The 26,514-nt window shown below is 71.3% G+C and carries 23 protein-coding genes and 1 pseudogene; 12 read left to right on the top strand and 12 right to left on the bottom strand.

Annotated features, from left to right (window positions below; translation table 11 throughout):
• Nucleotides 1-2 precede the first annotated feature (2 nt).
• From ACOKM3_RS07750 to ACOKM3_RS07740, 3 genes are all read right to left on the bottom strand, one after another.
• Nucleotides 3-1,721: an amidohydrolase gene (locus tag ACOKM3_RS07750; RefSeq protein ID WP_426898267.1), complete on the bottom strand. Its 1,719-nt coding sequence runs from the start codon at nt 1,719-1,721 to the stop codon at nt 3-5.
• Nucleotides 1,718-3,025 (bottom strand): MFS transporter, encoded by a 1,308-nt coding sequence (locus ACOKM3_RS07745; RefSeq protein WP_426898265.1) that lies wholly within the window; start codon nt 3,023-3,025, stop codon nt 1,718-1,720. Before ACOKM3_RS07745 ends, ACOKM3_RS07750 begins: the two co-directional genes overlap by 4 nt.
• A 125-nt stretch (nt 3,026-3,150) precedes the next feature.
• Nucleotides 3,151-5,748 (bottom strand): LuxR C-terminal-related transcriptional regulator, encoded by a 2,598-nt coding sequence (locus ACOKM3_RS07740; protein WP_426898264.1) that lies wholly within the window; start codon nt 5,746-5,748, stop codon nt 3,151-3,153.
• A gap of 83 nt (nt 5,749-5,831) precedes the next feature.
• Here ACOKM3_RS07740 and ACOKM3_RS07735 point away from each other — a divergent pair, with 83 nt between their 5' ends.
• A complete protein-coding gene (locus ACOKM3_RS07735) occupies nt 5,832-7,442 on the top strand; it encodes a sulfatase family protein (protein WP_426898262.1) in 1,611 nt (536 codons plus the stop codon).
• Nucleotides 7,443-7,481: 39 nt separating this feature from the next.
• A complete protein-coding gene (locus tag ACOKM3_RS07730) occupies nt 7,482-8,780 on the top strand; it encodes an MFS transporter (protein ID WP_426898260.1) in 1,299 nt (432 codons plus the stop codon).
• A gap of 59 nt (nt 8,781-8,839) precedes the next feature.
• Here ACOKM3_RS07730 and ACOKM3_RS07725 read toward each other — a convergent pair whose 3' ends face one another.
• The 3 genes from ACOKM3_RS07725 to ACOKM3_RS07715 are packed head-to-tail and all read right to left on the bottom strand — an operon-like array spanning nt 8,840 to nt 12,421.
• Nucleotides 8,840-9,733, bottom strand: coding sequence for a TIGR03619 family F420-dependent LLM class oxidoreductase (locus tag ACOKM3_RS07725; RefSeq protein WP_426906729.1), 894 nt, complete (start codon nt 9,731-9,733; stop codon nt 8,840-8,842).
• Nucleotides 9,734-9,788: 55 nt separating this feature from the next.
• Nucleotides 9,789-11,081: a cytochrome P450 gene (locus tag ACOKM3_RS07720; protein ID WP_426898258.1), complete on the bottom strand. Its 1,293-nt coding sequence runs from the start codon at nt 11,079-11,081 to the stop codon at nt 9,789-9,791.
• Nucleotides 11,082-11,101: 20 nt separating this feature from the next.
• Nucleotides 11,102-12,421 (bottom strand): glutamine synthetase family protein, encoded by a 1,320-nt coding sequence (locus tag ACOKM3_RS07715; protein WP_426906728.1) that lies wholly within the window; start codon nt 12,419-12,421, stop codon nt 11,102-11,104.
• Nucleotides 12,422-12,726: 305 nt separating this feature from the next.
• Here ACOKM3_RS07715 and ACOKM3_RS07710 point away from each other — a divergent pair, with 305 nt between their 5' ends.
• The 9 genes from ACOKM3_RS07710 to ACOKM3_RS07670 all read left to right on the top strand — a co-directional run bounded on the left by ACOKM3_RS07710 (nt 12,727) and on the right by ACOKM3_RS07670 (nt 21,255).
• Nucleotides 12,727-12,915 carry a ferredoxin gene (locus ACOKM3_RS07710; RefSeq protein WP_426898256.1) on the top strand — a complete coding sequence of 63 codons (189 nt, stop codon included), beginning with the start codon at nt 12,727-12,729 and terminating at the stop codon, nt 12,913-12,915.
• 13 nt (nt 12,916-12,928) lie between these two features.
• Nucleotides 12,929-14,137, top strand: coding sequence for an NAD(P)/FAD-dependent oxidoreductase (locus ACOKM3_RS07705; RefSeq protein ID WP_426906727.1), 1,209 nt, complete (start codon nt 12,929-12,931; stop codon nt 14,135-14,137).
• 11 nt (nt 14,138-14,148) lie between these two features.
• Nucleotides 14,149-14,955 carry an acetoacetate decarboxylase family protein gene (locus ACOKM3_RS07700; protein ID WP_426898254.1) on the top strand — a complete coding sequence of 269 codons (807 nt, stop codon included), beginning with the start codon at nt 14,149-14,151 and terminating at the stop codon, nt 14,953-14,955.
• Nucleotides 14,956-15,071: 116 nt separating this feature from the next.
• The gene (locus ACOKM3_RS07695; RefSeq protein WP_426898253.1) at nt 15,072-16,559 is read left to right on the top strand and encodes an aldehyde dehydrogenase; all 1,488 of its coding nucleotides are present in this window, start codon (nt 15,072-15,074) and stop codon (nt 16,557-16,559) included.
• Entirely contained in the window at nt 16,552-17,478 is a 927-nt protein-coding gene (locus ACOKM3_RS07690; protein ID WP_426898251.1) for a 3,4-dihydroxyphenylacetate 2,3-dioxygenase, read from the top strand. The genes ACOKM3_RS07695 and ACOKM3_RS07690 overlap by 8 nt, the downstream gene beginning before the upstream one ends.
• The gene (locus ACOKM3_RS07685; protein WP_426898249.1) at nt 17,471-18,316 is read left to right on the top strand and encodes a fumarylacetoacetate hydrolase family protein; all 846 of its coding nucleotides are present in this window, start codon (nt 17,471-17,473) and stop codon (nt 18,314-18,316) included. The genes ACOKM3_RS07690 and ACOKM3_RS07685 overlap by 8 nt, the downstream gene beginning before the upstream one ends.
• A 37-nt stretch (nt 18,317-18,353) precedes the next feature.
• A complete protein-coding gene (locus ACOKM3_RS07680) occupies nt 18,354-18,959 on the top strand; it encodes a TetR/AcrR family transcriptional regulator (RefSeq protein WP_426898247.1) in 606 nt (201 codons plus the stop codon).
• 62 nt (nt 18,960-19,021) lie between these two features.
• A complete protein-coding gene (locus ACOKM3_RS07675) occupies nt 19,022-20,521 on the top strand; it encodes an aldehyde dehydrogenase (protein ID WP_426898245.1) in 1,500 nt (499 codons plus the stop codon).
• Nucleotides 20,522-20,535: 14 nt separating this feature from the next.
• A complete protein-coding gene (locus ACOKM3_RS07670; RefSeq protein WP_426906726.1) occupies nt 20,536-21,255 on the top strand; it encodes a gamma-glutamyl-gamma-aminobutyrate hydrolase family protein in 720 nt (239 codons plus the stop codon).
• On the opposite strand, the gene ACOKM3_RS07665 is transcribed toward ACOKM3_RS07670, so the two are convergent.
• The 5 genes and pseudogenes from ACOKM3_RS07665 to ACOKM3_RS07645 all read right to left on the bottom strand — a co-directional run bounded on the left by ACOKM3_RS07665 (nt 21,241) and on the right by ACOKM3_RS07645 (nt 24,019).
• A complete protein-coding gene (locus tag ACOKM3_RS07665; protein ID WP_426898243.1) occupies nt 21,241-21,912 on the bottom strand; it encodes a rhomboid family intramembrane serine protease in 672 nt (223 codons plus the stop codon). The two genes, ACOKM3_RS07670 and ACOKM3_RS07665, sit on opposite strands and share 15 nt — an antisense overlap.
• Before the next feature lie 707 nt (nt 21,913-22,619).
• Nucleotides 22,620-22,868, bottom strand: a pseudogene (locus tag ACOKM3_RS07660) (helix-turn-helix domain-containing protein); the annotation flags it as partial.
• Nucleotides 22,869-22,928: 60 nt separating this feature from the next.
• Nucleotides 22,929-23,135: a TetR/AcrR family transcriptional regulator gene (locus tag ACOKM3_RS07655; protein WP_426898241.1), complete on the bottom strand. Its 207-nt coding sequence runs from the start codon at nt 23,133-23,135 to the stop codon at nt 22,929-22,931.
• Nucleotides 23,136-23,199: 64 nt separating this feature from the next.
• Nucleotides 23,200-23,772 carry a MarR family winged helix-turn-helix transcriptional regulator gene (locus ACOKM3_RS07650; protein ID WP_426898239.1) on the bottom strand — a complete coding sequence of 191 codons (573 nt, stop codon included), beginning with the start codon at nt 23,770-23,772 and terminating at the stop codon, nt 23,200-23,202.
• A gap of 115 nt (nt 23,773-23,887) precedes the next feature.
• Entirely contained in the window at nt 23,888-24,019 is a 132-nt protein-coding gene (locus ACOKM3_RS07645) for a hypothetical protein (protein ID WP_426898237.1), read from the bottom strand.
• A 49-nt stretch (nt 24,020-24,068) separates the two neighbouring features.
• On the opposite strand from ACOKM3_RS07645, the gene ACOKM3_RS07640 reads away from it, so the two are divergent.
• Nucleotides 24,069-24,443 carry a hypothetical protein gene (locus ACOKM3_RS07640; RefSeq protein WP_426898235.1) on the top strand — a complete coding sequence of 125 codons (375 nt, stop codon included), beginning with the start codon at nt 24,069-24,071 and terminating at the stop codon, nt 24,441-24,443.
• A 36-nt stretch (nt 24,444-24,479) separates the two neighbouring features.
• Here the strand turns inward: ACOKM3_RS07640 and ACOKM3_RS07635 are convergent, their stop codons facing one another.
• Entirely contained in the window at nt 24,480-25,913 is a 1,434-nt protein-coding gene (locus tag ACOKM3_RS07635; RefSeq protein ID WP_426898233.1) for a pentapeptide repeat-containing protein, read from the bottom strand.
• Nucleotides 25,914-26,514: the final 601 nt, after the last annotated feature.

The raw sequence follows: 26,514 nt of genomic DNA, 5'->3' as shown, positions 1-26,514 counted from the left end.
CGTCATCCGGCGTGCACCACCTCGCCCTCCAGTACTGTCAAGTCGACCGGCAGGGCGGGAAGTTGGTCGGGGTCCGTGCGGAGCAGGGAGCCGCCGAGCAGGCACAGGTCGGCGACCTTGCCGGGTTCGAGGGTTCCCTTCCAGTCCTCCGCGTGGTCCTGCCAGGCCGCGGTGGCGGTGCAACTGCGGACCGCCTGGGCCAGGGTGACGCGTTCGGCGGGGCCCACCGGGGTCGGGCCGCTGCGGGTGTCGCGCAGCATGGCAGAGGAAAGGCCGCGCAGCCAGTCCGGTGCGACGCACGGCGCGTCCGAACCGGTCGTCGTCCGCACACCGGCCGCGAGCGCCGAGCGCAGCGGGAAGGCCCGTTCGGCATGGTCCGCGTCGAGGATCTTGGTGATCATGTCGGAGGCGAGCCAGCGCAGTCCGGGGTTCATGCTGGCGCCGATGCCGAGGTCGGCCATGGTGCGCAGCGCGGACGCCGACGGGAAGTTGCAGTGGATCAGGTAGTGGCGTGCGTCCTCGCGCGGCAGCTCACGCAGTGCCGCGGCGAGTGCGTCGACGGCGGCGTCGATCGCCCGGTCGCCTGTGACGTGGATGCCGGCCTGGAGTCCCGCCGCGTGCACCGTGCGCACCATCGCGGCGAGCTCCGCCGCCTGTTCGGCCGTGCTGTCGCCGTGCAGGCACAGGCCGCCGTGCCCGCTGCCGTCGGCGTAGCCCTGGTTCATCCACGCGGTGCCGTGCGCCGGCACCCCGTCGGCGAAGATCTTGACGCCGAGTACGCGCAGCCGGCGCTGGTCGGCCGACTCGGGAACCCGGAACCGGGCCAGACCGTCCGTGATGCGGGCCGTCGCACCGGTGCCGATCGGTGAGAACAGCAGCAACGCGCTGACCCGCGCGGTGAGTTCGCCGCGCGCGGCCAGATCGGCGTACGCGCCGAGCACGGAAGGGCCGAGGAAGCCGCCGAAGTCGTGGGCGCCGCCGGGGCCGAGACCCGGCTCGGTGAAGCTGGTGATGCCGCGCGCGTTGAGGTCGGCGACGGCCGCCCGCACCGCCTGCCGCGCTTCGGCGGGTGTCGGCTCGGGGATGCGCTCCTGGATCAGTCCCTGCGCGCCCTCGTGGAGCATGCCGTCCGGGTACGCGGCCGGGGCGAGCCCCGCGGCGCGCAGTGCGGCCGAGTTGGCGCACAGCCGGTGGCCGGAGAAGTCCTGCAGGGCGACCGGATGGTCGGGGGCCACGGTGTCGAGCACGGACCGGTCCGGGGTCCGCCCGCCCAGGCTCACCGGGTCCCAGCCCGCGCCCCGTATCCACCGCCCACGCGGTGTCTCGGCGGCGGCGCGCACCGTGTCGAGCAGCGCGGCCAGATCGGTGGTGGTGGCCGGGCCGAGGTCCAGGCAGAACGGGGGCCGGGAGCCGCCGTGGGCGGCGGCGTGGCAGTGGGCGTCGTTGATGCCCGGCAGCAGGGTGCGCCCGGCCAGGTCGACCACTTCGGTGCGCGGTCCGATCAGGTCGCGCAGGCGGTCGGCGCTGCCCACGGCGGCGATGTGTCCGTCGCGCACCGCGAGTGCCTCGGCGACGGTGAACTGCTCGTCGGCTGTGACCACTTCACCTCCGGTGAAGAGCAGGTCCGCGTATCCGGAGGCCGTGTGTCCGGGGGCCGTGTGTCCGGAGGTCGCGTGATCGGGGGCCGCGTGTCCGGACGCCGCGTACTCGGGGGCTGTCATGCCACCACTCCTTGCGTCGAGTTGTTGTTCGGGGAGTTGTCCGCGGCCGGCGGGGTGTGTGCCCGCCACCGCTCGCGCTCCGGGTGACCGAGGGCGAGCACGCCCACCGCCCCGGCGACGAGCAGTGCGGCGGACAGCCACAGGGCGTGCCGGTATCCCGTGGTCGCGTCCGGTGCGGCGTCCAGCAGGACGCCCACCACGTAGGGCCCGGCGAGCGCGGAGAGCTGGCCGAGGCCGGTGCCGATGAGCAGGGCCCGGGTGCGCTGGGCGTCCGGCGCGATGTCGGCGATGGCCGCCTGGGCGAGCGGCATGAACAGGCCGTACCAGGGGAGCAGCACAAGGATCACGAGCAGCGCGGGCGGGCCGCCGCCCATCACCGGCAGCACCGCCATCGCCACCGCGCTGAGCAACAGCACGATCGCCCCCGGCACCAGGCGGGCCTGCCGCGGCCCGGCCCCGCGCCGCAGCAGCCGGTCGGCGAGCACGCCGACACCCAGGCAGCCGACCGTGAACACTGCCCAGAACGCGCTGTTGGCCAGCCCCATCTGCGTGGAGGAGTAGCCGAGCGCCCGGATCATGAACAAGGGCAGCCAGCTCGTCATCACGGCGGTGCCCCACGCCATCGCGAACATGCCCACCACACACGCCCACCAGGTGCGGCTGCGCAGCATCGCACGCAGGTCCGCGCGCGTGGCACCGGGACCGGTGCGCGGCGCGGGCGCCGTCGCGTACGGGCCCACCCCGCCGAACGCCATCCACAGAGCCAGCCACACCGCACCGGCCGCGGCGAGCACCGTGAACACACTGCGCCAGCCGTAGTGCCCGGCGACCCAGGTCAGCGCGGGGCTCGCGACCATCACACCGAGCCCGGTGCCGGTCAGCAGCAGCCCGCTCGGCAACGTCCGCCGCGTCGCGGGGAACCAGGAGAACGCCGTCGCCATCGCCAGCGGCACACCAGGACCCTCGGCCGCGCCCAGGACCACCCGCGCAAGGAGCAGCACGGCGAGGCCGGCGGAGAAGACGAACGGCAGCTGCGCCAGGGACCACAGCACGGCGCAGCCGGCAAGCAGCCAACCCGCTCTCAGCCGGGTCCCGAAGAGGCCCACGGCGATCGACGAGGCACTGAACAGGAAGTAGAACGCGCTGGACAGCAGGCCGAACTCGCTGTTGCTCAAACCCAGTTCACGGGTGAGCGGCTCCGCCACGAGCCCGAGGGCGGCCTTGTCGGCGAAGTTGACGAAGACGAAGAGCAGCAGGACCCCGGTGACGGTCCAGGCGCGGACCGAACGCGAGTGAGGGAACACGGAGTGCCTCCACGGGAGCCACGCGCTCGACAGCGCGCGGCAGGTCGGGCAGGTCGGGACGAGTGCTCCGCACCCTCGCAGCGGCCGCGCCGGCGGACGTCATCCGGCGAGGGTGACGTCTGGGCTCACCCCAGGTGGGCGAGGCGTTCGACGGCCTCGGCGCGGCAGGTCACGCCGAGCTTCCGGTAGATGTGCCGCAGATGCGTCTTCACGGTGTTCACCGACACGAACAGGCCCGCGGCGATGCGTTCGTTCGACGCCCCCTGTGTGAGGAGTGCCCCCACGGCGCGCTCCTGCGTGGTCAACAGGCGCAGTGACGCAGGCGCGTTCCCGCATGCCTGCCTCTCCCGCTCGGCGAGCGCCGACCGCAGCAGGCGGTGCAGGTACTCGCCTTCCGGGGTGCGGGCATAGCGCTCGGCCGCCTCGGACAGCTGCGGGTGCAGATCCCGTACGTCGTCCAGGACCGACCGGAGCAGGCCGTGCCGCGCGGCGAGGGCTGCGGCCCGGCGTAGTGCGGGCGCGGCGTCGGCGGCCCGCGCGGCGGCGGTGCGGGCCTGCGCGAGGAGGGCCTGGACAGCGGGGCGGGGGGAGCGGTGCGGGTCGGGATCTGCGCCGGCGTGCAGCGGTTGCCGGTCGTCTGCCGCCGCGTACCCGGCGAGGACGGTCTCCTCGCCCCAGGCCGAAGGCTCGGCGGGGGAGGTGTCGGCCTCCGTGTACCAGGGGTGCGCCGCCGAGGGGTCGCCGGTACGCAGGAGCGCGAGGGTGCGGGCGGCGTCCACCGCGCGGGCGAGCGCCGGGTCGTGGGAGCGGTGCGGGTTGGCGCGGGCCGCGGTCTCGAAGTGCCGCTCCGCCTCCTGGATTCGGCCCTGTCCGTGTAGCAGAAGCGCGAGGTCGAGGGAGATCCGGGCCAGCGTCTGCGGCCAGGCCGCGCCGTGGCACAGCCGCAGCGCGCCGCGCAGGGCGGCCTCCGCCTGGTCCGCCTCGTCCCGCTCGTGGTGCACGAGGCCGCGCGCGAGGAGGAGTTCGGCGCGGCCCGCGAAGTCCGTGAGGCCGTGCCGGTCCGCGAGCCGCTCCCCGGTCTCGTAGTCCGCCTCGGCCTCTCGCAACCGGCCCGCGCGGGCGGCAAGTTGGGCCCGCAGTCCGTGCAGCCGGATCGCGCCCGCCGGGTGGTCCGCCTCCGGCAGCAGGCCCAGCGCCTCACGGGCCGCGTCCTCGGCGTCCTCGGCGCGCCCCAGCAATGTCAGCGCGACGGTGCGCTGCACCCCCAGCGAGATGCGCTCGCCCACGGCGTCCTCGGCGTGCCCCGCGTCGGCCGCGAGCACCGCCAACCGCTGGGCCTCGTCGGCGAGTTCGAGGGAGCGCTCCAGATCGCCGACGGTGCGCGCGGCGAACGCCAGGATGGCCGTCGCCCGCATCCGCACCAGGAGCGGCGCGTCGGTGGCGAGGGACGCTGCCCACGCCTCCGCTTCGTCGGGGGCGCCTCGCAGCGCGATGTTCCAGGCCAGTTCGCTGGCCAGGAAGGGGCTGAGCTCGTGCCGCCCGGTGGGGCCGCCGTGCCGGGCGCCGAGCGCGAGCAGCCAGCGGTGCGCCTGCTCGGCGCGGCCGGTGCGGAGCAGCCAGTCGCTGTGCCGTTCCAGGAGCCGGGCCGCGTCCGCGGTGGCGCCCGCCGCGACGGCGCAGTCGACCGCCGCGGCGATCTCGCCCTCCGCCTCCAGCAGGGCGCACAGTCGTGGCACGAGACCGCGCGGGTCGGACGTGGCCCGCAGCGCGTGGCCCGCCGCGCGCAGCGCTTCCCGCAGCAGCGGGTGGACGGTGTTGTCGGCGCCGAGGAACGCCCCCGCGTCGGCGAGCCGCCGTGCCGAGCCCGCCGCCTCCGGCCCGATCAGCTCCTCGGCGGCCACCGGGTCGAGGTGGGGCGCGGCCGCGCACAGGGCGAGGACGTCCAGGTCGGGGCGGGGGAGGCGGTCGACGACCTCCTCACGCAGATAGTGCCGCAGCGCGGGTGAGGCACCCCGGATGTCCTCGATCGGCGTCCCGTCCGCCCACGCGTCCAGGGCGAGCCGCAGCCCGCTCACCCAGCCGGCGGCCCGCGCGGCCAGCGCACGGACCACGCCCGGCGGGCACGTGGGATGCGCGGCGGCGGCAACCACGTGCGCCTCGTCCTCGGTCAGCCGCAACACCCCCGCGTCCACCCGCGCCCGGGCCCCCGCGGTCAGCACACCGCCAGGCAGTTCGGGAAACTCGCCGCGCACGGTGACAACGAGCCGCACACCGGGCGGCAGCCACCGCGCGAGCGTGGCGAGCGCGCAGCGCAGTCCCTGCGGGTGCGTCGGCAACAGCCCGTCGACGACGAGCAGTGTGTCGCCGGCCTCGGCACCCTCGCAGCCCCCGGGCCCCATCGCCGCCAGCACGTCGACCGCCTCGGCCAACTCCCGTACGGCGCAGGCAGCTTCCGCAGCGGAACCGGAAGGTGTTACCGCCGCACCCACCCGAGCCCACAGCTCCTCCGGCTCCCGGTCCGCCGGATCCAGTGCGCACCACGCCACCCGCCGGCCCCGGGCAGACTCCGCGCGCGCCCACTCGGATACCGCCACCGTCTTGCCGTACCCGGCCGGCGCCGTGACGAGGAGTACCGGGCCGTGCGCCGCCTCGAGGCGGGTCCGGACGCGGGGGCGCGGCACGCACAGCGCCGGCGGGGGCGGAGGTGTCACCTGCGTCGTCACGAACCTGCTCACTCGCATCTCACCCCACACATCACCCGTCGCGGAGGACGCCGTGCACCCCGCGCCCCACGACCATGCACAGCATGCCGCACCACACCGACACCCCCGCACGCCGTCCCAACCTGGTCGTCTTCGTCGCCGACCAACTCCGTGCCGACCATCTCGGCTTCGGCGGGAACCCCGTCGTCCACACCCCGCACCTCGACGCGCTCGCCGCCCGCTCGGCCCGCTTCGACCGCGCGTACGTCACCTGCCCGGTCTGCATGCCGAACCGCGCCTCGATCGTGACCGGGCGGATGCCCTCCGCCCACGGCACCCGGCACAACGGCATCCCGCTGCACCGTGACGTACAGACCTTCCCACGGCTGTTGACGGACGCAGGATGGCGCACGGCCGCCGTCGGCAAGCTGCACTTCCAGAACATGGGCTGGGGCTGGGAGGACCACCAGCTCGCCGACTTCGAGGCGGCCGGGTTCCGCGGCGCCGGATGGCTGGAGCGGACCGGAGACCGCGACTGGTACGCGTACGAGGACCTCCACCGCCATCTCGCCGAACGGGTCACGCTGCCCGAGGGCTATTACGGCTTCGACTCCGTCGACCTGGTCGTGGGCCACTCCGACTTCGCGAGCGGCCACTACGCGCACTGGCTCGCCGACCGCGGTGTCGACCCGCGCAGTGCACGGGGACGCGCCAACTCCCCGTCCACGTACGAGGGGTGGGAGCAGGTGTACGCCTCCGCGCTGCCCGAGGAGCTCTACCCGACCCGCTTCGTGACCGAGCACGCCACGACCCGGCTCAAGGAGTTCGCTGCGGCCCGCGCGCAGGGCGACGACGCGCCGTTCCTGCTGTTCGTGTCGTATCCGGACCCGCACCACCCGTTCACCCCGCCGCGCCGCTGGTTCGAGCGGTACGCGGCGGCCGACATGCCGCTGCCGCGCACCTTCGACCACGCCGCCGGGGGTGCCATGCCGCACTTCGCCGCCATGGCGGAGCGCCGCGGCGCCCCCGACCGCGACTCGACGGTGACCTGGGCGATCGCCGAGGACCAGCTGCGGCACGCGATGGCCGCCGAGTTCGGCATGATCTCGCTGCTCGACGAGAGCGTCGGTGACGTGCTGGCCACCCTCGACGGGCTCGGTCTCGCCGATGAAACCGCCGTCGCCTTCACCAGCGATCACGGTGACATGTTCGGTGACCACGGTCTGATGCTGAAGCAGTTCACTCACTACGAGGGGTGTGTCCGCGTTCCGCTGACGCTGGCGCTGCCCGGATCCGACGCCCTGCGCGGCGAGCGGCCCGGGCTCGTCTCCTCGCTCGACCTCGCCGCGACCGCGCTCGACCTTGCGGGTCTGCCGCGCCACCACGGCATGCAGGGGCAGAGCCTGCTGCCGGTCGTCCACGACCCCGGACTCCGGCTGCGCGAGCAGCTGTTGATCGAGGAGGACGAACCCTTCGGCCTGGAGGGGCTGCCGGGTCCGCTGCGGATGCGCAGCCTGCTCACCGAGTCGGCCCGGCTCACCGTGTACGACACCGTCGCCGGCGGCGAGCTGTACGACCTGTCCTGTGACCCCGACGAGACCGTCAACCTGCATGACGGCAAGGCGCCCGCGCTGCGCGCCGAGCTGACCGAACGGCTCGCCCACGCACTCGTCGCCGCGAACGACAGTGGGCGCGTGCCGAGTGCCACCGGATGACCCGAACCGCCCCTCCCGCCCCTCCCCGTGGAGTCCGTCGTGACCGTCCTCACCCCGAAATCCGCATCCCAACCCGGCCCCGGCCGCACGGCCTCGCCGTCCCGCGCCCGCGCCTGGGCGATGACCCTGCTCGTCACGCTGTTCCTGTTCCTCAACTTCGCGAACAAGGCCTCCCTCGGCCTGGTCGCACAGCCCTTCACTCGTGAACTTGGCCTGTCCAACGCCGAGTTCGGCCTCATCGTCGGCAGCACGTACTTCCTGTTCGGCGCCGGCACGCTCGCCGCGGGTGTCCTGGGCTCCCGGGTCCGTACCAGGTGGCTGCTGCTCGCCTGCGTCATCGGCTGGGTCGTCACGCAGGCGCCGATGACGCTGCCGCTCGGACTCGGCGGGCTCATGGCCTGCCGGGTGCTGCTCGGTGCGGCGCTCGGCCCGGGGCCCGCGCTCGCCAGCGACGTCGCCTACAGCTGGTTCCCGCTGGAGCGGCGCGCCTTCCCCGGCGGAATCGTGATGGCGGGCACCAGCCTGGGCGTCGCGGTGTCCAGCCCGGTCCTCGCCTGGGTGATGGTCGCGCACGGCTGGCGCACCGTGTTCGCCGTCCTGGCTGTCGCCTCCGCCGGCTGGGCCGTGGTGTGGCTCGCGGTCGGCCGGGAGGGCCCCTTCTCGGTGGCCGAGGACGGGGCGGCACCGGGGGAGCGGCGGGAGAAGCCGGACTACCGGGCCATGTTCCGCTCGCGCACCTGGATCGCCTGTGTGATCGGCCTGTTCGGGGCGTCGTGGACGGCGGCCGTCGTCACCAACTGGCTGCCGACGCTGATCAGCCGGGTGCTGCACGTGGAAGGCACCACGATGGGCTTCGTCAACGGCGCGGCCTGGACCACCGACCTGTGCTGCACGCTGACCTTCTGCTTCCTCGCCGACCGCGCGTACCGCAAGAAGCGTTCGGCGCGTAAAGCCCGCTCGCTGCCCGGCGGGCTGCTGCTGCTCGGCAGCGCCGTGTGCATGCTGGCGCTGCCCCTGCTCGGCGACGGGGCCCTCGCGCTCGGCGTGGTCGTCCTCGGGTTCCCGCTCTATGGCGTCTTCATCCCCTTCGGCCTCGCCTCCATCGCGGAGGTGGCGCCGGTGCGGCAGCGATCGGCGGCGCTGCTCACGGGCTTCGGGCTCGGCCAGCTGTCCGCGCTCATCGGGCCGTGGCTGGTCGGCGTCCTCGTCGACGCGGCCCCCGACGGCAACACCGGCCTGTACGCGGCGTTCGCCCTCACCGGGGCACTGCTCCTGGTCGGCGCCGCGGCGATGCTGTTCTTGGCACGGCCCGACCGGGACACCTGGCCGACGGCGTGAACGACGGTGGTGGCCCCGGAGCTCCGGGGCAACCACCGTCGTCACCCGGCTCGTCCGGCTCATCCGACGAGCCGGTCCACCTTGCGTACCACGTCCCGGCAGAACGCCCCCACGGCCTTCGGGTCGTCCGTGAACTGGGACGGCTTGACGCAGAAGTTGGTGAAGCCCTCCGCCCACTGTTCCGGGACGGCGGCCAGTGCCCGGTCCAGGTCGGCGGTCGCGGTCGGGGACGGGAACACGGCCCGCGTGCCGCCGATCAGCTCCAACTCCCTTACGTCGCGGCCCGCTTCGGCCATCGCCGCCGCCAGCTTCTCCATCTCGCCGGGGGCCGGCCGGCCCAGCGGGTTGAAGCCGTGGCCGTAGCGGACGAGGCGGCGCACCAGCGCTCCGTGCAACTTCGAGCCGCCGAACCACAGTTGGGGGCCGCCCTCCCGGTACGGGCCCGGCTCCAGGTACGCGTCCTCGAAGCGGTAGAAGTCGCCGTGGAAGGTGGTCGGGCCCGGCTTCCACAGTTCCGCCCAGGCCGCGAGGTGCTCGTCCAGGAGCTTGCCGCGGTGCTCGAACGGGACCTGGAGCGCCGCGTACTCGTCGCGGCTCCAGCTCACCGTCGGCAGCACGACCAGGCGGCCGTGCGAGAGCAGGTCGAGGGTCGCCATCTCCTTGGCAAGCAGGAGCGGGTGGCGCAGCGGGGCGAGGATGGCGGCCGCCGCCAGGCGGATGCGTTCCGTGACCGCCGCGATCGCCGAGAGCAGGACCAGCGAGTTGGGCCAGGGGGTGTCCGGCGGCTGGTTGCCGGGCAGCGCGTACTCGCGCGGGTTCGGCATCACACCGTTCGCCCCCGCGTCCGGGCCCAGCACGATGTGCTCGCTGAGCATCACCGCGTCGAACCCGGCGTCCTCCGCCTCCCGCGCCCAGCGCACCAGCGCGTCCAGGTCGCAGCGCCCGCCGGTCATCGTCCAGTTCTCGGAGAGGACAAGGGTCAGGCGTGGGCGTGTCCGCGTAACAAGGTCAGACAAGGGAGACCTCCACCGGCAGCTTCTTGATGCCGTTGACGAAGTTGGAGCGCACCCGCGGCACGTCGCCGGCCAGCCGGATCGAGGACAGGCGCGGGATCAGCTCCTCGAACATGATCCGGACCTCGGTGCGGGCCAGCAGATTGCCCAGGCACAGGTGCGGGCTGCCCTTGCCGAAGGTGACGTGGTCGTTGTCGGCGCGCGTGACATCGAAGTCGTACGGGTTGGTGAACACGTCCTCGTCGCGGTTGCCGGACGCGTACCACATCACCACCTTGTCGCCCTCCTTGACCTGCTTCCCGCCGAGCTCGACGTCGCGGGTCGCGGTGCGGCGGAAGTGGTAGACGGGCGAGGCCCAGCGCAGGAACTCCTCCACCGCGGTGGGGATGAGGGAGGGGTCCTCCTGGAGGCGGGCCAGCTGCTCGGGGTGCTGGATCAGGGCCAGCATCGAGTGGGTGATGGTGTGCCGGGTCGTCTCGTTGCCGGCCACGACCAGGAGCAGGAAGTAGTTGTCGAAGTCCTGGGCGGAGAGCGGGACGCCGTCGCGCGGGGTCTGGTTGACGAGCCGGGAGACCAGGTCCGTGCCCTCGCCGCCGCGCCGCTGGTGTGCCAGCTCCCGTCCGTACTCGAAGACTTCGAGGGAGGCGGGGGAGCGGAAGGGTAGGTCGCGGTACTTCTCGCTCTCCTCGCTCTCCAGGAGGACGTCGGCGTAGTCGGGGTCGGTGTTGCCGATGATCCGGTTGCCCCAGTCGATGAGCTGCTGGTTGTCCTCCGGCGGCACGTCGAGGAGGCGGGCGAGGACGTTGATGGGGAAGTCGGCGGAGACCTCCTTGACGAAGTCGAAGCTGCCCTTGGTGAGCGCCGCGTCGAGGGTCTTCGCGGTCAGTCCGCGCAGGAAGTCGGTGTAGCTGTTGATGACCTTCGCGCCGAACTGGCGCTGCAGCAGGCTGCGCATCGCCCGGTGGCGCACCCCGTCGAGCTCCAGGATCGAGGCGCGCTTCTTGATCTGGTCCTCGTCGACCTCTTCGAGGTTGGTGAACTTGGTGGAGGTGAACGTCTCGGCGTCGCGGTCCACGCGGGCGATGTCGGCGTGCCGGGTGACGGCCCAGAAGCCGGAGTTGGGGGCCTCCTCCTCCTGCCAGTGGACGGGGTCCTCGTGGCGCAGGGTGTGGAACATGCGGTACGGGGTGATGCCGTCGGTGAAGTTGTCCAGGTCGGCGAGGTTCACGTCGGCGAGCGGCAGCGGCTCGGTGGCGGCGCTGGCGATCCGGTCGGGGGTGATGGTCATGATGTGCGGCCTCCGTGGCATCACAGGTGATAGGCGTACTCGGTGAACTCCCAGTCGGTGATGTGCCGTTGGAAGCGCGCGATCTCGTCGCGCTTGTACGAGAGGTAGGAAGCGGTGAAGTCCTTGCCGAGGAGCTCGGCGAGCGCGGAGTCGGCCTCCAGCGCGTCGAGGGCCTCGGGCAGCGTCGACGGCAGCAGGGCGGACTTGGCGGTGTCGTAGCCGTAGCCCTCCAGCGGCGCGGGCGGCTCCTCGGCGGCCAGCACGCCGAGCAGGGCCGCCGCGAGGGTGCCGGCGATCAGCAGGTACGGGTTGGCGCTCGCGTCGCCGAGCCGCAGCTCCAGGCGCGAGCCGCTGCCACGCTCAGGCGGGATGCGGACCATGGCGCTGCGGTTGTCCATGCCCCAGTCGATCAGCCACGGCGCGAGGGTGTCGGGCCCGAACCGCTTGTAGGAGTTGATCGTCGGGTTGGCGAGAGCGGTGAGCGCCGGGGCGTGCGCGAGGATGCCCGCGACCGCGTGCCGCGCCGTGGCGGACAGGCCGTGCGGGGCGGCCGGGTCGTCGAAGGTGTTGCCGCCCTCGGCGTCCGTGCAGGACATGTGCAGGTGGAAGCCGGAGCCGCCGACGCCGTTGAACGGCTTGGCCATGAAGGTCGCCAGCCGGCCTTCCCTGCGCGCCAGTTCCTTGATGGCCGACTTGAACCGGAAGGAGCGGTCGGCGGCGTCCATGGCGTCGGAGTGGGTCAGATTGATCTCGAACTGGCCGCCGTCGAATTCGTGGTTGCCGTTGCTGACGCCGATCTTCAGGTCGCGCAGCAGGCGCAGGGTGTGCAGCAGGTGGTTGTCGCCGTCCGCGCGCAGGCCCGCGGTGTAGACGACGCCGTCCGCCTCGCTGTAGCGCCGCCAGCCCTGCGGGCTGTCGGGGGCCGCTTCGCACAGGAAGTATTCGAGTTCGGGGCCGACGACCGGGTGCAGGCCGTGCTGCGCGCACCGGTCCACGACGGCGCGCAGCAGGTCGCGCGGCGACTCGGGCGCGGGCCGGCCGGTCGCCGGGTCGGTGACGTCGCCGAGGCAGGCCGCGACGCCCGGCTCCCACGGCAGGGCGGTCAGGGTGTCGAGGTCGGGACGGACGCTGATGTCGGGCAGGCCCGCGTCCAGGCCGCCGGACACGTCGACGACATCGCCCTGCGGGCTGGTGTGGTAGACGGCGCGGCAGAACGCGAGGCCGTGCTCGCAGGCCGCCGGCAGGTGGTCGAGGAGGACGTCCCGGGCCCGGTCGGTGCCGATGAGGTCGGGATAGGTCACGCGGACCACGTCGATGCCCTCGGAGGCGAGCCGGGTCATGTGGTCGCGGACGGGAGGGGTGTCGGATTGTGCTGCGCTCACCGGTTTCTCCTCTGCGGGAGTGGGAGGGAGGGGGGGAGTGGCGGCCTCGAACTGCGCTGCTGCGGCGGGCCGTTCGCTCGTTTGGTTGCAAACGGTATGGAGGCCGGGTCGTTTCCCGCAAGGGTTGCCTCGAAGAAATTTATCCAGGCGGATAGGTATTGACCAGGCCCCGGTCGCTTCTTATGTTGTTTGAAGCCAAACGAGCTCGGGTGACGTCTCTCGGCACCCGGGGTGACGCCCCCTCAGCATCAGGAGGACCGGCCATGAAGGTCGTCGTCGACATGAACAAGTGCCAGGACCACGGCCAGTGCGTCTTCGCTGCCCCGGACGTCTTCAGCTTCGACGACGCCGGGCGCCTCGCATACGTCCCCGACCCCGACGACGCACTGCGCGACGACGTCGAGGAAGCGGCCGACGTGTGCCCGCTCCAGGCCATCCGGATCGAGGCCTGAGCCCGTGAGTACGGTGAACGCGCCCGTCGTCGTGGCCGGCGCCTCCATGGCCGGCCTGCGCGCCGCGGAACAGCTGCGCGCCGCGGGGTGGCAGGGCCCCGTCACCCTCGTCGGCGACGAGCCCCACATGCCGTACAACCGGCCGCCCCTGTCCAAGGAAGTCCTCGCCGGCAAGGCCCCGTTCGAGTCCCTGGCGTTCCGGCCGCGGGCCGCCGTGGCCGACGTCGACTGGCGCCTGGGCACCAAGGTCGTACGCGCCGACCTGGGCCGCCGCACCGTCGCCCTCGACGACGGCACCGCGCTGACGTACAGCGGCCTCGTCGTCGCCACCGGCATGCGACCGCGCCGCCTGCGCTGCCCGGGCCCGCAGGCCGGTCGGCACACCGTGCGCACCCTCGACGACGCGCAGGCGCTGCGAAGCGACCTGACCCGCCCGGGTGTTCGCGTGGTCGTCGTCGGCGCCGGGTTCATCGGCTGCGAGGTCGCGGCGACGGCGCTCCAGCTCGGCGCCGCCGAGGTCACCGTCGTCGACCCGCTGTCGCTGCCCATGGTCGGGCCGCTCGGCGAACTCCTCGCGCGGGCGCTGTTGAAGCGGCACGAGGAACGCGGGGTGCGCTTCGCGCTCGGCACCGGAGTCACCGGCTTCGCGGGCGAGGACCGGGTGAGCGGGGTGGTGCTCGGCGACGGCACCGTCCTGCCCGCCGACGTCGTCGTGGAGTCGGTCGGCTCCGCCGCCAACACCGAGTGGCTCGAAGGCAACGGCCTCGACCTCACCGACGGCGTCCTGACCGACGAGCACCTGCGCGCCGGCGGCCGCCCCGACGTCATCGCCGTCGGCGACGTCGCCCGCTTCCCCAACGCCCGCTACGACGCCGTGCCCCGCCGCGTCGAGCACTGGTCCATCCCCACGGACACCGCCAAGCACGCCGCCAAGGTGCTCACCGCGCACCTCACCGGCGCCGACGCCCCGGCGGACCCCTTCGCTCCGCTGCCCACCTTCTGGAGCGACCAGCACGACTTCCGGCTCCAGTCCTTCGGCGCCCCGGTCCTCGGCAAGGACGACGTGCGCGTCCTGGACGGCGACCCCGACGGCGACGTACTCGCCGGATACCACCAGGGCGGGCGGCTCGTCGGCGTCGTCGCCCTCGGCGGCAAGGCGGCCGCGGCGGCCGCCGCCCGGTACCGCGCAGAACTCCTCAAGCAGCCCGCCCTCATCGCGTAAGGAACCCTGGCATGACCACCGTCCGCGGATACCTCCACCCCAAGACGGCGACCGGCGCCTCGTCGCTGATCCCCTCCCCGCCCTGGCGCTACTCCGGCGACCTGCTCACCATCGAGTACCGCACCGACCCGTCCCGTGTGCGCGAACTGCTGCCCGAACCGCTTGAGCTGGCGGACGAGGATCCCGGCGCCGTCGCCCTCATCTGGGCCGACTGGCAGTCCTGCTCGGCCGACGGACACGAGCTGCTCGACCCGGTGCTCGCCCAGTACAAGGAGGCCTTCGCGGTCGTCCGCTGCAAGTACAAGGGGCAGACCTACACCCGCTGCGTCTACATCTGGGTCGACAAGGACTTCGCCATCGCCCGCGGCCTGCACCAGGGCTACCCGAAGAAGCTCGGCTCGATCCACCAGACACGGCCGCACCCGTACGGGCCCGCGCCGCGCATCGAGGCCGGGTCCCGCTTCGGCGCCACGATCGCCGCGGCGGACCGGCGCCTCGCGCAGGCCGTCGTGACGCTGCGCGAACCGTCCGAGACCAACGGGTTCGTCAACGGCCACCCGATGGCGCACCACCGGTGGCTGCCCTCCATCGAGAAGGGCAAGGGGCTCGCGCTGGACGAGCTGATCGAGTCCGGGGCGGCCTCCTTCGAGGGCGGTCAACCGTGGGTCGCTGACGCCGAGTTGGAGCTCTTCGAGGCGCCCACGGAGGAGTTGGCCCGCCTGGAGATCCGTGAGCCGATCGCGGCGTACTACCGGCAGGTGGGGGTCGTGTGGGACGGAGGGCGGCTCCTGGAGTCGGGGGCGTCGGCGGCGGAGTAGTCCCCGGTCGGCCGGTCGTACCCACGTCGCGGGGCTCCGCCCCGGACCCCGCTGCTCAAACGCCGCAGGGGCTGATTTTGCCCACCCGCCCCCAACCCAGCAGGAGCCCGAGCGCCATGACCTCGCAAGCGCACACCACCACTGTCGCCGGAGTCCCCGTCGACACCCGCCACTACATCGGCGGCGAACGCGTCGCCTCCGCCGACACCTTCACCGATGTCTCGCCCATCGACGGCGCCGTACTCGGCGAGATCGCCCGCGGCGCGAAGAGCGAGGCCGACGCCGCCGTCGCCGCCGCCAAGGCCGCCTTCCCCGGCTGGGCCGCCACGCCGCCCGCCGAGCGCGGCCGGCTGCTGCACGCCCTCGCCGACGGCGTCGACAAGCGCATCGAAGAGCTCGCCATCGTCGAGACCACCGACAACGGCGCGCTCCTTCGCTCCCACCGCCGCGGTGTCATGCCGCGCGTCGCGCACAACTTCCGCTTCTTCGCGGACTGGCTGACCGAAAACCTCGGCCACGACGACTTCGACACGCGCGGACACACCAACCACGTCAGCTGGGACCCGGCGGGCCCCTGTGTGCTGATCACGCCGTGGAACGCCCCGCTGATGCTGTCCAGTTGGAAGCTCGCCCCGGCCCTCGCCGCCGGCAACACCGTCGTCCTCAAGCCCGCCGAGTGGACCCCGCTCACGGCCTCGCTGTTCGCCGACATCGCCGAGGAGGCGGGCCTGCCGCCGGGTGTGGTGAACATCGTCCAGGGCTACGGATCCGAGATCGGCGACGCCCTCACCTCCCACCCCGACGTGCGCCGCGTCAGCTTCACCGGCTCGGTGCCCACCGCGCAGCACATCGCCGCGCAGGCCGCCCCCAACCTCACCCCGCTCAGCCTCGAACTCGGCGGCAAGTCACCGCTGTTGGTGTTCGCCGACGCCGACCTCGACCTGGCCGTCGACCTCGCCGTCGAGCAGTTCGACAACGCCGGGCAGGTCTGCCTCGCCGCCACCCGTATCCTCGTGGACGAAACGATCGCCGACGAATTCACTCGTCGATTCGTCGACAAGGCGGCCCAGTTGCAGCAGGGCGACCCGCGTGACGAGGCCACCGACATCGGCCCCAACATCCACCCCCGTCAGCTCGACAAGATCGACGGCTTTGTGCGGCGGGCGCTCGACGCCGGCGCCCGCGCCGTCATCGGGGGCCGGCGCGGCGAGGGCAACTACTATGCCCCCACGCTCCTCACCGACGTCGCCCAGGACTCCGAGATCGTGCAGGAGGAGGTCTTCGGGCCCGTCCTCACCCTCCAGACCTTCGCGGACGAGGACGAGGCCGTCCGCCTCGCCAACGACACCCGCTTCGGCCTCGCCGCCACCGTCGCCACCGGCGACCACGCGCGCGCCGAGCGCATCACCGCACAGCTCGTCGCGGGCACCGTCTGGGTCAACTGCTTCTTCGTACGCGACCTGCAGGCGCCCTTCGGCGGCTCCCGCCAGTCGGGCGTCGGCCGCGAGGGCGGCACGTGGAGCTTCGACTTCTACTGCGACCTCAAGAACACCGTGACCGCCCCGAAGGGCTTCCAGCAGCAGAAGGGTACGGACCATGGGTGACATCGTCGGCGCGGGCCTGCTCGCGCACGTCCCGACCATCGTGCTGCCGGAGGGCGACCGCCTGGAGCTGAACGAGGGCAAGGAGATCACCCTCGTCACCGGCCTGCACCAGCTCCGCAAGGACGTCTTCGACCGCGACGACTACGACACCGTCGTCGTGCTCGACTCCCACTGGGCCACCACCGTCGAGTTCGTCGTCACCGCGCAGGACCAGCGTGCCGGCCTGTTCACCTCGGAGGAGCTGCCGCGCGGCATGTGCCGCATGCCGTACGACTTCCCCGGGGATCCCGAACTCGCTGAGAACATCGCCCAGTTCGCCGACAAGTACGGCACCTGGATCACCCCGATCGCCGACCCGTACCTGCCGATCTACTACGCCACCATCAACCTGTGGAAGTTCCTCGGCGAGGGCTTGCCCGACAAGCGGTGGGTCACCATCGGGGTCTGCCAGACCGGTGACGTGGAGGACCATCTGCGGCTCGGCCGCGCGCTCGCCGACGGCATCGCCGCCACCCCCGGCCGCCGCGTCCTGCTCATCGCCTCCGGCGCCCTCTCGCACACCTTCTGGCCGCTGCGCGAACTGCGCGACCACGAATCCAGCGACCCCTCGCACATCTTCACCCCGGAGGCCCGCGCGGCCGACGAGGAGCGCATCGCCTGGTTCAAGGAGGGCCGCCACGACCGGGTCCTCGACACCATGGACGAGTTCTACAAGTTCAAGCCGGAAGCCAAGTTCTTCCACTACCTGATGATGGCCGGCGCCCTCGGCGAGCGGGCCTGCACCGCCCCGGCCCGCCAGTACGGCGCGTACGAGAACTCCGTCGGTACCGGACAGGTCCACCTCTGGTTCGACTGCCCCGCCGACGGCTGGACGTCCCCCGCCCCCACCCGCGTACAGGAGAACACCGCACATGCCTGAGTACCGCCGCATCCTCCTCGACGGCGCCGCCGTCCAGGTCACCGTCGACGGCGACGAGCTGGTCGCGGGCGACGGCCGCCGCGTCAAGACGGACGAGGCCCAGCACCTGCCCCCGGTGATCCCCTCCAAGGTGATCGCCGTGCACCTCAACCACCGCAGCCGCGTCGACGAGTTCCAGATCGGCCTGCCCGACACACCCACCTACTTCCACAAGCCGACCTCCGCGCTGAACAGCCACAAGGGCGCCGTCGTCCGCCCCGACGGCTGCAAGTGGCTCAACTACGAGGGCGAGGTCGCCATCGTCATCGGGAAGACCGCGCGCAACATCGCCCCGGAAGACGCGGGGGAGTACATCGCCGGCTACACCGTCGCCAACGACTACGGCCTGCACGACTTCCGGGACACCGACGCCGGTTCCATGCTCCGCGTCAAGGGCTCCGACACCCTGTGCCCGCTCGGCCCGGGCCTGGCCACCGACTGGGACTTCCACGGCAAGCGCCTGCGCACCTACGTCAACGGCGAGGTCGTCCAGGACGGCTCGACCGACGAGATGAAGTGGGACATGCACTATCTCGTCGCCGACATCGCCCGCACCATCACCCTGTACCCCGGCGACGTCGTGCTGTCCGGTACGCCCGCCAACTCCCGCCCCGTCAAGCCCGGCGACGTCGTCGAGGTCGAGGTCGAGGGCCTCGGCCGGCTTACCAACCACATCGTGACCGGCCCCACCGCCGTCCGCACGGACGTCGGCGCCCAGCCCACTGAGTCCGAGGAGGTCCTGTCCACCGCGCTCGGCGGCGACTGGGAGTTCCGCGGCATCAGGCCGCCGAAGCGCTGACATGGGCGCCGCCGTCCGGGCCGGTAGGCTCGACACCATGTCCGACTCCGCCCCGCCCACCGGCGAGCAGAGCCGGTCCCGTAAGCGCGTGAAGAGCTACGGGACCGGCCGCACCGCCCTGCTCGACGCCGCGGTGCGCGTGGTGGCCCGGGGCGGGCTGCGGGGGCTCACCTACCGGGCCGTCGCCCAGGAGGCCGGAGTCACCCACGGGCTCGTCGTCCACCACTTCGGTTCGCGCGACGCGCTCATCGAGGAGGCGGTCAGCCACGCCATCCACACCTCGCTCGGCAGCAGCTCCCTCGACGTCGGCACGGGCGACCCCGCGGACTTCTCCGCGAGCCTCGTCGACATGGTCGAGTCCGATCCCGAACTCCAGGCGTTCCAGTACGAGTTGCTGCTCGAAGCCCGCCGCAGGCCCGAGCTGCTCCCGCGGCTGCGGGACCTGTACGAGGAGTACTTCGAGGCCACCCGCCGGGAGCTGGACCGGATGCTGCCGGGGACGGTGGACCGGGGCACGTACCGCCTCGTCTTCGCCGCCCTGGAGGGCCTGGTCCTGCACCAGCTCGTCTTCGGCGAGCGCGAGGTCACCGAAGAGGCGCTGACCCGGCTGCGGGAGCTGCTGGCGGACCTGGCCCGCGGCTGACGCCACCCCGCTCTCCCTCTTCTTCCTTCACGCAACACCCGTGGTCCGGAGGACAACCGACGATGACCCCTGCCGCCATGCCCACCTACGACACCTGGCAGCGCCGCGCCAAGGAGCTCACCCCGAACGGAACACACCTCATCGACGGCGCCGACGAAGCGGGCGGCGGCGCCACCTTCGAGGGGCTGTCACCACGCGACGGGCAGCGGATCGCCGAGGTCGCCGACGGCGGTCAGGCCGAGGTGAACGCCGCGGTGGCCGCGGCCCGCCGCGCCTTCGACCAGGGCCCGTGGCCGCGCCTGGCCCCCGCCGAACGCGGCCGGGTCCTCGGACGAATCGCCGACCTCCTGGAAGAACACCGCGCCGAACTGGCCCTCACGGTCAGTCTGGAGATGGGCAAGACCATCTCCGACGCCCATGACATCGAACTGCGCGCCGTCATCAACACCTTCCGCTGGTACGGGCAGTTGGCGGACAAGCTCACCGACGAATCCCCGCACACCGCCCCCGACGCGCTCGCGCTCGTGACGCGGGAGCCGGCCGGCGTCGTCGGCGCCGTCGTCCCCTGGAACTTCCCCCTCACCCTTGCCGGTTGGAAGCTCGCGCCCGCCCTCGCGGCCGGCTGCACGGTCGTCCTCAAGCCCTCCGAGAACTCGCCGCTGTCCGCGCTGCGGCTCGGCCGCCTCGCCCTGGAGGCCGGACTACCGCCCGGCGTCCTCAACGTGGTGAACGGCAACGGTCCCGTCGCGGGCAAGGCCCTCGGCCTGCACCCCGACGTCGACGTCCTGGCCTTCACCGGCTCCACCGCCGTCGGCCGCCACTTCCTCCACTACGCCGCCGACTCCAACCTCAAGCGGATCTGGCTGGAGCTCGGCGGGAAGTCCCCCAACATCGTGCTGCCCGACGCCCCCGACCTGGACAAGGCCGCGGCCACCGCCGCCTGGGGCATCTTCTTCAACCAGGGCGAGATGTGCACCGCGCCCTCCCGCCTGCTCGTCCACTCCTCCATCGCCGAACAGGTGACGGAGGCGGTCGTGGAGCGCGCCCGAGCCCTGCGTGTCGGCGATCCGCTCGACCCGGCGACCGAGATGGGGGCCCTGGTGAGCGAGCGCCACCTCGACCGCGTCCTCGACCACGTACGGGACGGGGTGGCGGGCGGCGCCCGACTGCGCACCGGCGGCGCCCGCACCCGCACCGAGGCCGGCGGGATCCACATGGAACCCACCGTCCTCGACCGGGTCGCCCCCGACAGCCGCACGGCCCGCGAGGAGATCTTCGGCCCGGTCCTGTCGATCCTCACCTTCGACGACCTCGACGAGGCGATCACCCTCGCCAACGCCACCGAGTACGGCCTGGCGGCAGGCCTGTGGACCTCCGACCTCACCACAGCCCACCAGGTCTCCCGCGCCCTCAAGGCAGGCACGGTCTGGGTCAACTGCTACGAGGAGGGCGACCTGACCGTCCCCTTCGGCGGCATGAAGCAGTCCGGCAACGGCCGCGACAAGTCGGCCCACGCCCTGGAGAAGTACATGGAACTCAAGACCACGTGGATCCAACTGTGAGCGAACTCCCGCACGTGCGAAGCCCGTTGATCGCCATCCCGGCCCGCTTCTCGGCCACGACCTCCGCGCTGCGCTACGCCGCCGAGGTCAACGCCCGCGCCCTCATCGAGGCCGTGTGGCGCGCGGGCGGCGAACCCGCCACCCTCCACCCGCACGCCCCCGGCGGCATCGCCGACCCCGCCGAGGTCGCCTCCCGCCTCGCCCGCTTCGACGGCCTGCTCCTCCCCGGCGGCGGCGACCTCGCCCCGCACCGCTACGGAGCGGAGCACGCCCACGAGGCGGTGTACGACGTGGACGACGAACAGGACGCCTTCGACCTGGAGTTGGCCCGCCAGGCCCTGGCCTCGGGCCTCCCGCTCCTCGCCGTCTGCCGCGGCCTGCAGGTGGTCAACACGGCCCTCGGCGGCACCCTCCACCAGGACATGGGCGGCCCCGACAGGGAACACCGCCACGTCCGCCATCCGGTCGCCCTCACCCCCGACTCGGCCCTGGCTCGCGCCACACGCACCGACAAGGTCGAGGCCTCCTGCTACCACCACCAACAGGTTGACCGCCCGGGAGAGGGCCTGCACATCACGGCCCGCGCCACCGACGGCACCATCGAGGCCCTCGAACTCCCCACCCACGACGGCCTGTTCCTGGCGGTGCAGTGGCACCCCGAGGACACGGCCCATGAGGATCCGGTGCAGCAGCGGGTGTTCGGGGCGCTGGTGGAGGCGTCAGCGCGCCGCTGACGGGTCGGCGAGGCGGAGGGTCCCCGCCCAGGTGAGGGCCGCGCCGAGCGCGCAGCCGGTCAGGACACCCACACCGTGGTTGTTGGCAAGCAGGCACAGGACCACGCCGCTCGCGGGGACCAGTGGGGCCACGCGCCGCACGGCGGTCAGCGCGCCGCGCAGCGCGTACGTCGTGGCCAGCGCGCCGACCAGACCGCAGATAGCGACCGAGTCACCGCCGCCCCGTGGGCCCCAGCCCGCCACGCTCACCGCCTGCGCCGCCACACCACTCACCACGTAGACGGCGAGCATGCGCGCAGGGCCGAACGCACGCTCCGCGACCGGGGCGACGACGAACAGCGCGGCCAGATTGAAGACGACCTGGAACCAGCCGGAGGACTGCACCAGCAAAGCGGTCGGCACCCGCCACCACGGCCCGTCCGGCACCCGCTCGAGCCCGCCGACCAGGGCCGGAACGACGGTCTGCGCGACGGCGAGGACGACCATCAAGGCCACCAGGACTGCGGCCGTCCACGGCACCGGCCGGCGCCAGATCAGGCGCGGCGTCGGCGGCCCCGCCGCGTCGCGCGACGGTGCGGCGACGGCCGCCAGTATCTGGGTGCTGGGCACGATGACGGCTATCGCACAGCCGTAGAGGAGAAGGGTTCGCAAGTCCACGACCGGCAGTCTCGCAGGCCGCGGGCGGCCGTGTGATCAGGACTTGGAACGCCGCCCACTGAGGAGCCGGTGCAGCAGCGGGTGTTCGGGGCGCTGGAGGAGGCGTCAGCGTCACACGGGCCGGAGCGCCTCCCATAGCCGGCCGCCGCCTGCTGCCACAGAATCCTTGACTCACGTCACGCGTCATGTTGCCCTCGCCTCCTGCGGCGAGACGCTGGGTCTGCCCTTCGTGAATGTCCCTCACCCGCTCCCAGCCGGGCTTGGCCGGCGGCCCGAGCCGCGGGTCATCGGGAGCACAGCCGTCTCGCAGGGCATGCATGTACCCCAGATCCGGGGCGACCCGTGCGCGGATCTCATCGCCCTGGGCGACGGACCCGTGACCGGGCACGAGGACATCGAAGCCGTCCGCCACGTCCGCGAGCAGCCGCAGCCCGACGAGGTAGTCCTCCAACGCGTCGGCGGTGCCGTCGAGCATCGGAACAGGCACATCGGACAGCATGCGGCCGGCAACGAGAACCCCGCATTCCTCGATCAACAACGCTGCATGGCCCGGAGCATGCGTCGGATGCTCAACGATCCGGACCTCCGGTCCGTCACAGGGAATCCGCTCAGTTCCCGCAGCCAGGCCGGTGACGAGGCGGAACAGGTCCAGCGGTGTCTTGTCGGCGATCTCCGGCGGCAGTCCCTCCGCGATATGCACCTGCCAGTCTCCAGGATGGCGAACAGGGCCTCGGTCAGCTTCGGCCGGGCCGCCGAATCCGCCGAGCGCAAGGACGCGTCCAGTGCTCTTCCCAGGCGCGGCGCCATCACTGGACCGAACGGACGCTGACCCGCAGCCGTTTGGTCACCTCAGCATTGTCGACCCCAGTAGCGAACAGCCCGGCCGCCTGCAGACGGATGCCCTCGCGAAATGCCCGCCGCTCGGCCGTCAGGCTACCGCCTCGCGGATACCTCATAAACCGGGCATACCGCCATCGCCACCATCTGTCAGCCCCCACGACAACACGCCAACGAAGTCAGTAACTGCTGCTCAGCAGCGTCTGCCCGAGAAGTTCCTGCGTGCACCGGGAGTGCCGGTAGAGCCTGCTGACCGAAAGGTCGACGGCCGTGGCGATGTCCTCCATCCCGGTGGCCCGGTACCCGGAACGCTGCAAGCACTCCATCGCGGCGGCCAGGATCTGAGCCTTGCGGTCGCGCGGGCGGCGGGCTGGCTGGGGCGTCACGGGCGTCACATCGGGCATCCGATGGGTGAGCGTCGCCGGCGTCCCCCTTCCCGGCGGCGGGGAGCTACCCCTTCGAACGCCGCCCACTGCGCCGCGGCGCGGGCTCCGCACCGTCGAGCAGTGAGAGGCGGCGCTCCTCGCCGTGCTGCTCCACCTGCAGCACCACGCGGCGCAGCGCGTCCGCGACGGAGCGGCACTCGGCGTCGTCGAGTTGGCCGGCGACGAAGGCCTCCTCGTCGTTGAAGCGGGGGAAGAGGTGCTGCATCATCTCCTCGCCCTCGTCGGTGAGGCTGAGCAGCACGAGTCGGCCGTCCTCGGGATGGCCGGCCCGGCGCACGAGCCTGCGGGATTCCAGGGTGCGGGCGACACCCGTGAGCGTGCCCTTGGAGATGCCGGCCTCCTCCGCCACGTGCCGGGTCTCCGACTCGCCCCACACCCAGACCACCCACAGCACCACGAAGGCGGTCCAGGTCAGTTCGGACTCGCGCAGCACCGAGTTCTCCAGGTGCTGGCGCACGGCCGCGGCGGCGCGGTGGATATTGGCCACCACGGCCATCTGCTCGTGCCGGATCGGCAGCCCGCCGAGCTTCGCCTCGACCAGCTTCTCGGCCGCGCTGATGGATCGTTCGCCGGGCACGGGCACACTCCTTCGATGCCGCCGCGCGGTCCGGGCAGCCATACGTTCGGGCTCAAATTATAGGGAGTGCCGATCGTCGTCCGTGGTGCCCGTCCGCGTCACGCCTTCGTGGAGGTCAGCCGCGCGACCACTCCGCCCACGCCCCCTCGCCTTCCCGCGCCACCCGCACCGCGAGATCCAGCAGATGCCGGTCGCTGCCCTGCGGCCCCACCAGGCAGAGCCCCACCGGCGCGGTGCGGCTGGGCACGGGGACGCCGACGGCGGGGCGGCCGGTGAGACCGGCCAGGGGGGGTGAGTTGGAAGGTCTGGGCCCTGGCCTGTTCGATGACCGGGCCGCCGATCGCGGTCTCCTCGCAGGTCGGGGCGGCCGAGGGCGCGGAGGACAGCAGCAGGATGCGGTCGCCGAGCAGGTCGTCCACGCGGGAGGGCGCCTCGCGCAGGACCGCTTCGGCCGCGGCGAGGTCGCTTTGCGTGTACGCCGATGGATGACATTTTCGGCAGGCGCAACGTTCCCCAAACTCGAAGACCAGATGGTCACCTGGCTCGTCGGTAAGGACTCACCCGACCGCATGGACGCCGCAGTACACGCCTTCACCGAACTCGCCGACCCCGACCAGCTCGATACCGGCATCACCACTGCACGCGACAATCGTCTTACCGGCCACAGATGAATGCGTAACGACCCCAACAGATAACTGTTCCGCGGGCTATGGACGGTCAGTTGGCTGCCAGTCCTGCGGGAGCACCACTCCCGGTGGATACGGACCGCGGTGGTCGTTCAGTAGATCCCGGGGGCGATCGCCTCGGACAGTCGAAAAGTCGACTTGGCCGCCAATGAACTCCGCCTGCGAAAAAGATATTTCACCTTGGAACTGTGATTCCCTGAAGGATGTGGTGCCGTTGGTGAATTTGGCGTTTGCGAAGGAGATATTTCCCGAAAAGCGCGCACCGTCAAACGATACGACACTGCCGTCAAACTGGGCTTCAGGGAAGTCGATGTGTCCGGCGAAGTTTGAGTCGTCGAATGTTACAAAACTCCCGACGAATTTTCCTCCGGGGAAGGATGTGTGTCCAAGGAAGCCGCATTCACCGAAGAGGACGGAGCCGCCAAGAAATTCGGTTCTTTGGAAGGTGGAGTGCCCGGAGAAGGTGGCTCTGCGAAAGTCTACTCTGCTGGTGGCGAAGTGTGTCTCCGTGAAGACGTTGCTGCTTTTAAATGTTGCTGCGAAGAATGTGACTTGCGTGCCACTGAATCGTACGCCCGTGAAGAACGTGTGCTCCCCCTCGAATACTGCTTGCTCGAAGGAGACAGTGCCACTCAGGAATTTGGAATAGGAGAAGAAGGTGTTATCGCCCTCGAACTGTGCTCCATAGAAGACGACGGAGGATCCATCGAATATTGCGTTGCGAAACGATGTTGCACCAGCGAAAATTACCGCTGTAAAGGAGACGGTGCCGCCGGTAAACTGTGCCCCTGTGAAATCGGCTGCGTCGAGGACGGCTCCGGTGAAATCGAAGTCGTGGCCTCGCCAGGAGCGAGTTTGGCGGAGATCTAGTTGTAGGTGGTCGCGTATGAGCCGGATAATCGTATTGCGCACCTCTCGGTGTGCAACGAAATCCTGATGTCCTTCCGGGTCAGATAGTCCGGGATCTGGGATGTAGGGCATGCGTAGGTACGCGCACAAAACGTCGATGCAGGTTTGACGTAGCTCATCAGTGGGGGCGTCATCGGCAAGTCCTGCTAGGGCGTGAACGGCGCCGAGTCGCACAGCAGGCGATGGGTCACCGAGGTGAGTGAATGCAGAGGTAAAACGCTCGGTGTGCAACCGGGTCGCGTCGCGTAAGGCGCTTTCTTCATCAACACGTTGCTTGCGATAGGCAACGACGAGGGCGACGAGTGCCCCGGCCCCTGCAACCACACCGAAGGACAACTTGACCATGTCGAACAAAGTCTTCGATGTCAGGCGTGTCTCAGTCTTCAGGTGACGAACATCGAGTACGTCCACGAGCGCCGTGAACACGCCGCCAGCGACGGTCACCGAGGCGACGAAGACGAGGGCAAGGACAAGTCCTACCGGCCACAGCTTTCGGCTACGCCTCTTGCTTCTTCGCGGCTGTGATGCGGCAGTTGGCGTGCTCATGGTGTGACCCTATGTGGACCTGGGGGCCGTGTGCCGGTTTCTGATGATTGAACTGGGGAACTGCGAGCCAGCCGCGGTTACCGTCCGCGCTCATGGGGGGGGTGCCTCTATGTCCTTCGTCAAGCGAGGCGAGGCGTTCGGGGTTCGTAGAAGGTGCCGTCGCGGAGCATTGCGAAGAGCACGTTGATGCGTTGTCTGGCGAGGCGGAGGAGGGCTTGGGTGTTTGTGTCCTGAACGTGAAAGGGATCTGTTTGTAGGGCAGTTCCCGGAAGCGGTGCTGTGCGGAAGATGAAGGTGTGGCCCTTCGAAGTCGCCCTGCGGGGGGGGCTTCAAACCACCTCATGCTGCGTTGGCTGAAGACCGTCGTGGTGAGCGATGAGGAAAAGGCATCCAAGAGGTGTCAGGTGGGGACTGGGAAGACGAGTGCAAGCGAATCACTGCTGACGTGTCGTAAGACCTTCAGATGACATCAAAACCGGGGTGTATACCCAGCTCCGGGATAAGCCTGGGGATCAGCCGCAGGGCGGTGAAGGCGTGGGAGACGGCGATGCAGGCCAGGCGTAGGAGCATGGACAGTGATCATTGCCGACCGCTGTCGTCG

It is taken from the genome of Streptomyces nidicola (genome assembly GCF_050106155.1).
In the GTDB taxonomy this organism is placed as follows: domain Bacteria; phylum Actinomycetota; class Actinomycetes; order Streptomycetales; family Streptomycetaceae; genus Streptomyces.
Note: the sequence above shows the minus strand (reverse complement) of the source record. Positions and strands in the feature narration are given on the sequence as shown.

What these genes read in the sequence shown, in the direction of transcription:
- ACOKM3_RS07750 (WP_426898267.1), bottom strand. Translation starts at nt 1,721, where the DNA reads ATGACAGCCCCCGAGTACGCGGCGTCCGGACACGCGGCCCCCGATCAC.
- ACOKM3_RS07735 (WP_426898262.1), top strand. Translation starts at nt 5,832, where the DNA reads ATGCCGCACCACACCGACACCCCCGCACGCCGTCCCAACCTGGTCGTC.
- ACOKM3_RS07725 (WP_426906729.1), bottom strand. Translation starts at nt 9,733, where the DNA reads ATGACCGGCGGGCGCTGCGACCTGGACGCGCTGGTGCGCTGGGCGCGG.
- ACOKM3_RS07720 (WP_426898258.1), bottom strand. Translation starts at nt 11,081, where the DNA reads ATGACCATCACCCCCGACCGGATCGCCAGCGCCGCCACCGAGCCGCTG.
- ACOKM3_RS07715 (WP_426906728.1), bottom strand. Translation starts at nt 12,421, where the DNA reads ATGACCCGGCTCGCCTCCGAGGGCATCGACGTGGTCCGCGTGACCTAT.
- ACOKM3_RS07710 (WP_426898256.1), top strand. Translation starts at nt 12,727, where the DNA reads ATGAAGGTCGTCGTCGACATGAACAAGTGCCAGGACCACGGCCAGTGC.
- ACOKM3_RS07700 (WP_426898254.1), top strand. Translation starts at nt 14,149, where the DNA reads ATGACCACCGTCCGCGGATACCTCCACCCCAAGACGGCGACCGGCGCC.
- ACOKM3_RS07695 (WP_426898253.1), top strand. Translation starts at nt 15,072, where the DNA reads ATGACCTCGCAAGCGCACACCACCACTGTCGCCGGAGTCCCCGTCGAC.
- ACOKM3_RS07690 (WP_426898251.1), top strand. Translation starts at nt 16,552, where the DNA reads ATGGGTGACATCGTCGGCGCGGGCCTGCTCGCGCACGTCCCGACCATC.
- ACOKM3_RS07685 (WP_426898249.1), top strand. Translation starts at nt 17,471, where the DNA reads ATGCCTGAGTACCGCCGCATCCTCCTCGACGGCGCCGCCGTCCAGGTC.
- ACOKM3_RS07680 (WP_426898247.1), top strand. Translation starts at nt 18,354, where the DNA reads ATGTCCGACTCCGCCCCGCCCACCGGCGAGCAGAGCCGGTCCCGTAAG.
- ACOKM3_RS07675 (WP_426898245.1), top strand. Translation starts at nt 19,022, where the DNA reads ATGACCCCTGCCGCCATGCCCACCTACGACACCTGGCAGCGCCGCGCC.
- ACOKM3_RS07635 (WP_426898233.1), bottom strand. Translation starts at nt 25,913, where the DNA reads ATGAGCACGCCAACTGCCGCATCACAGCCGCGAAGAAGCAAGAGGCGT.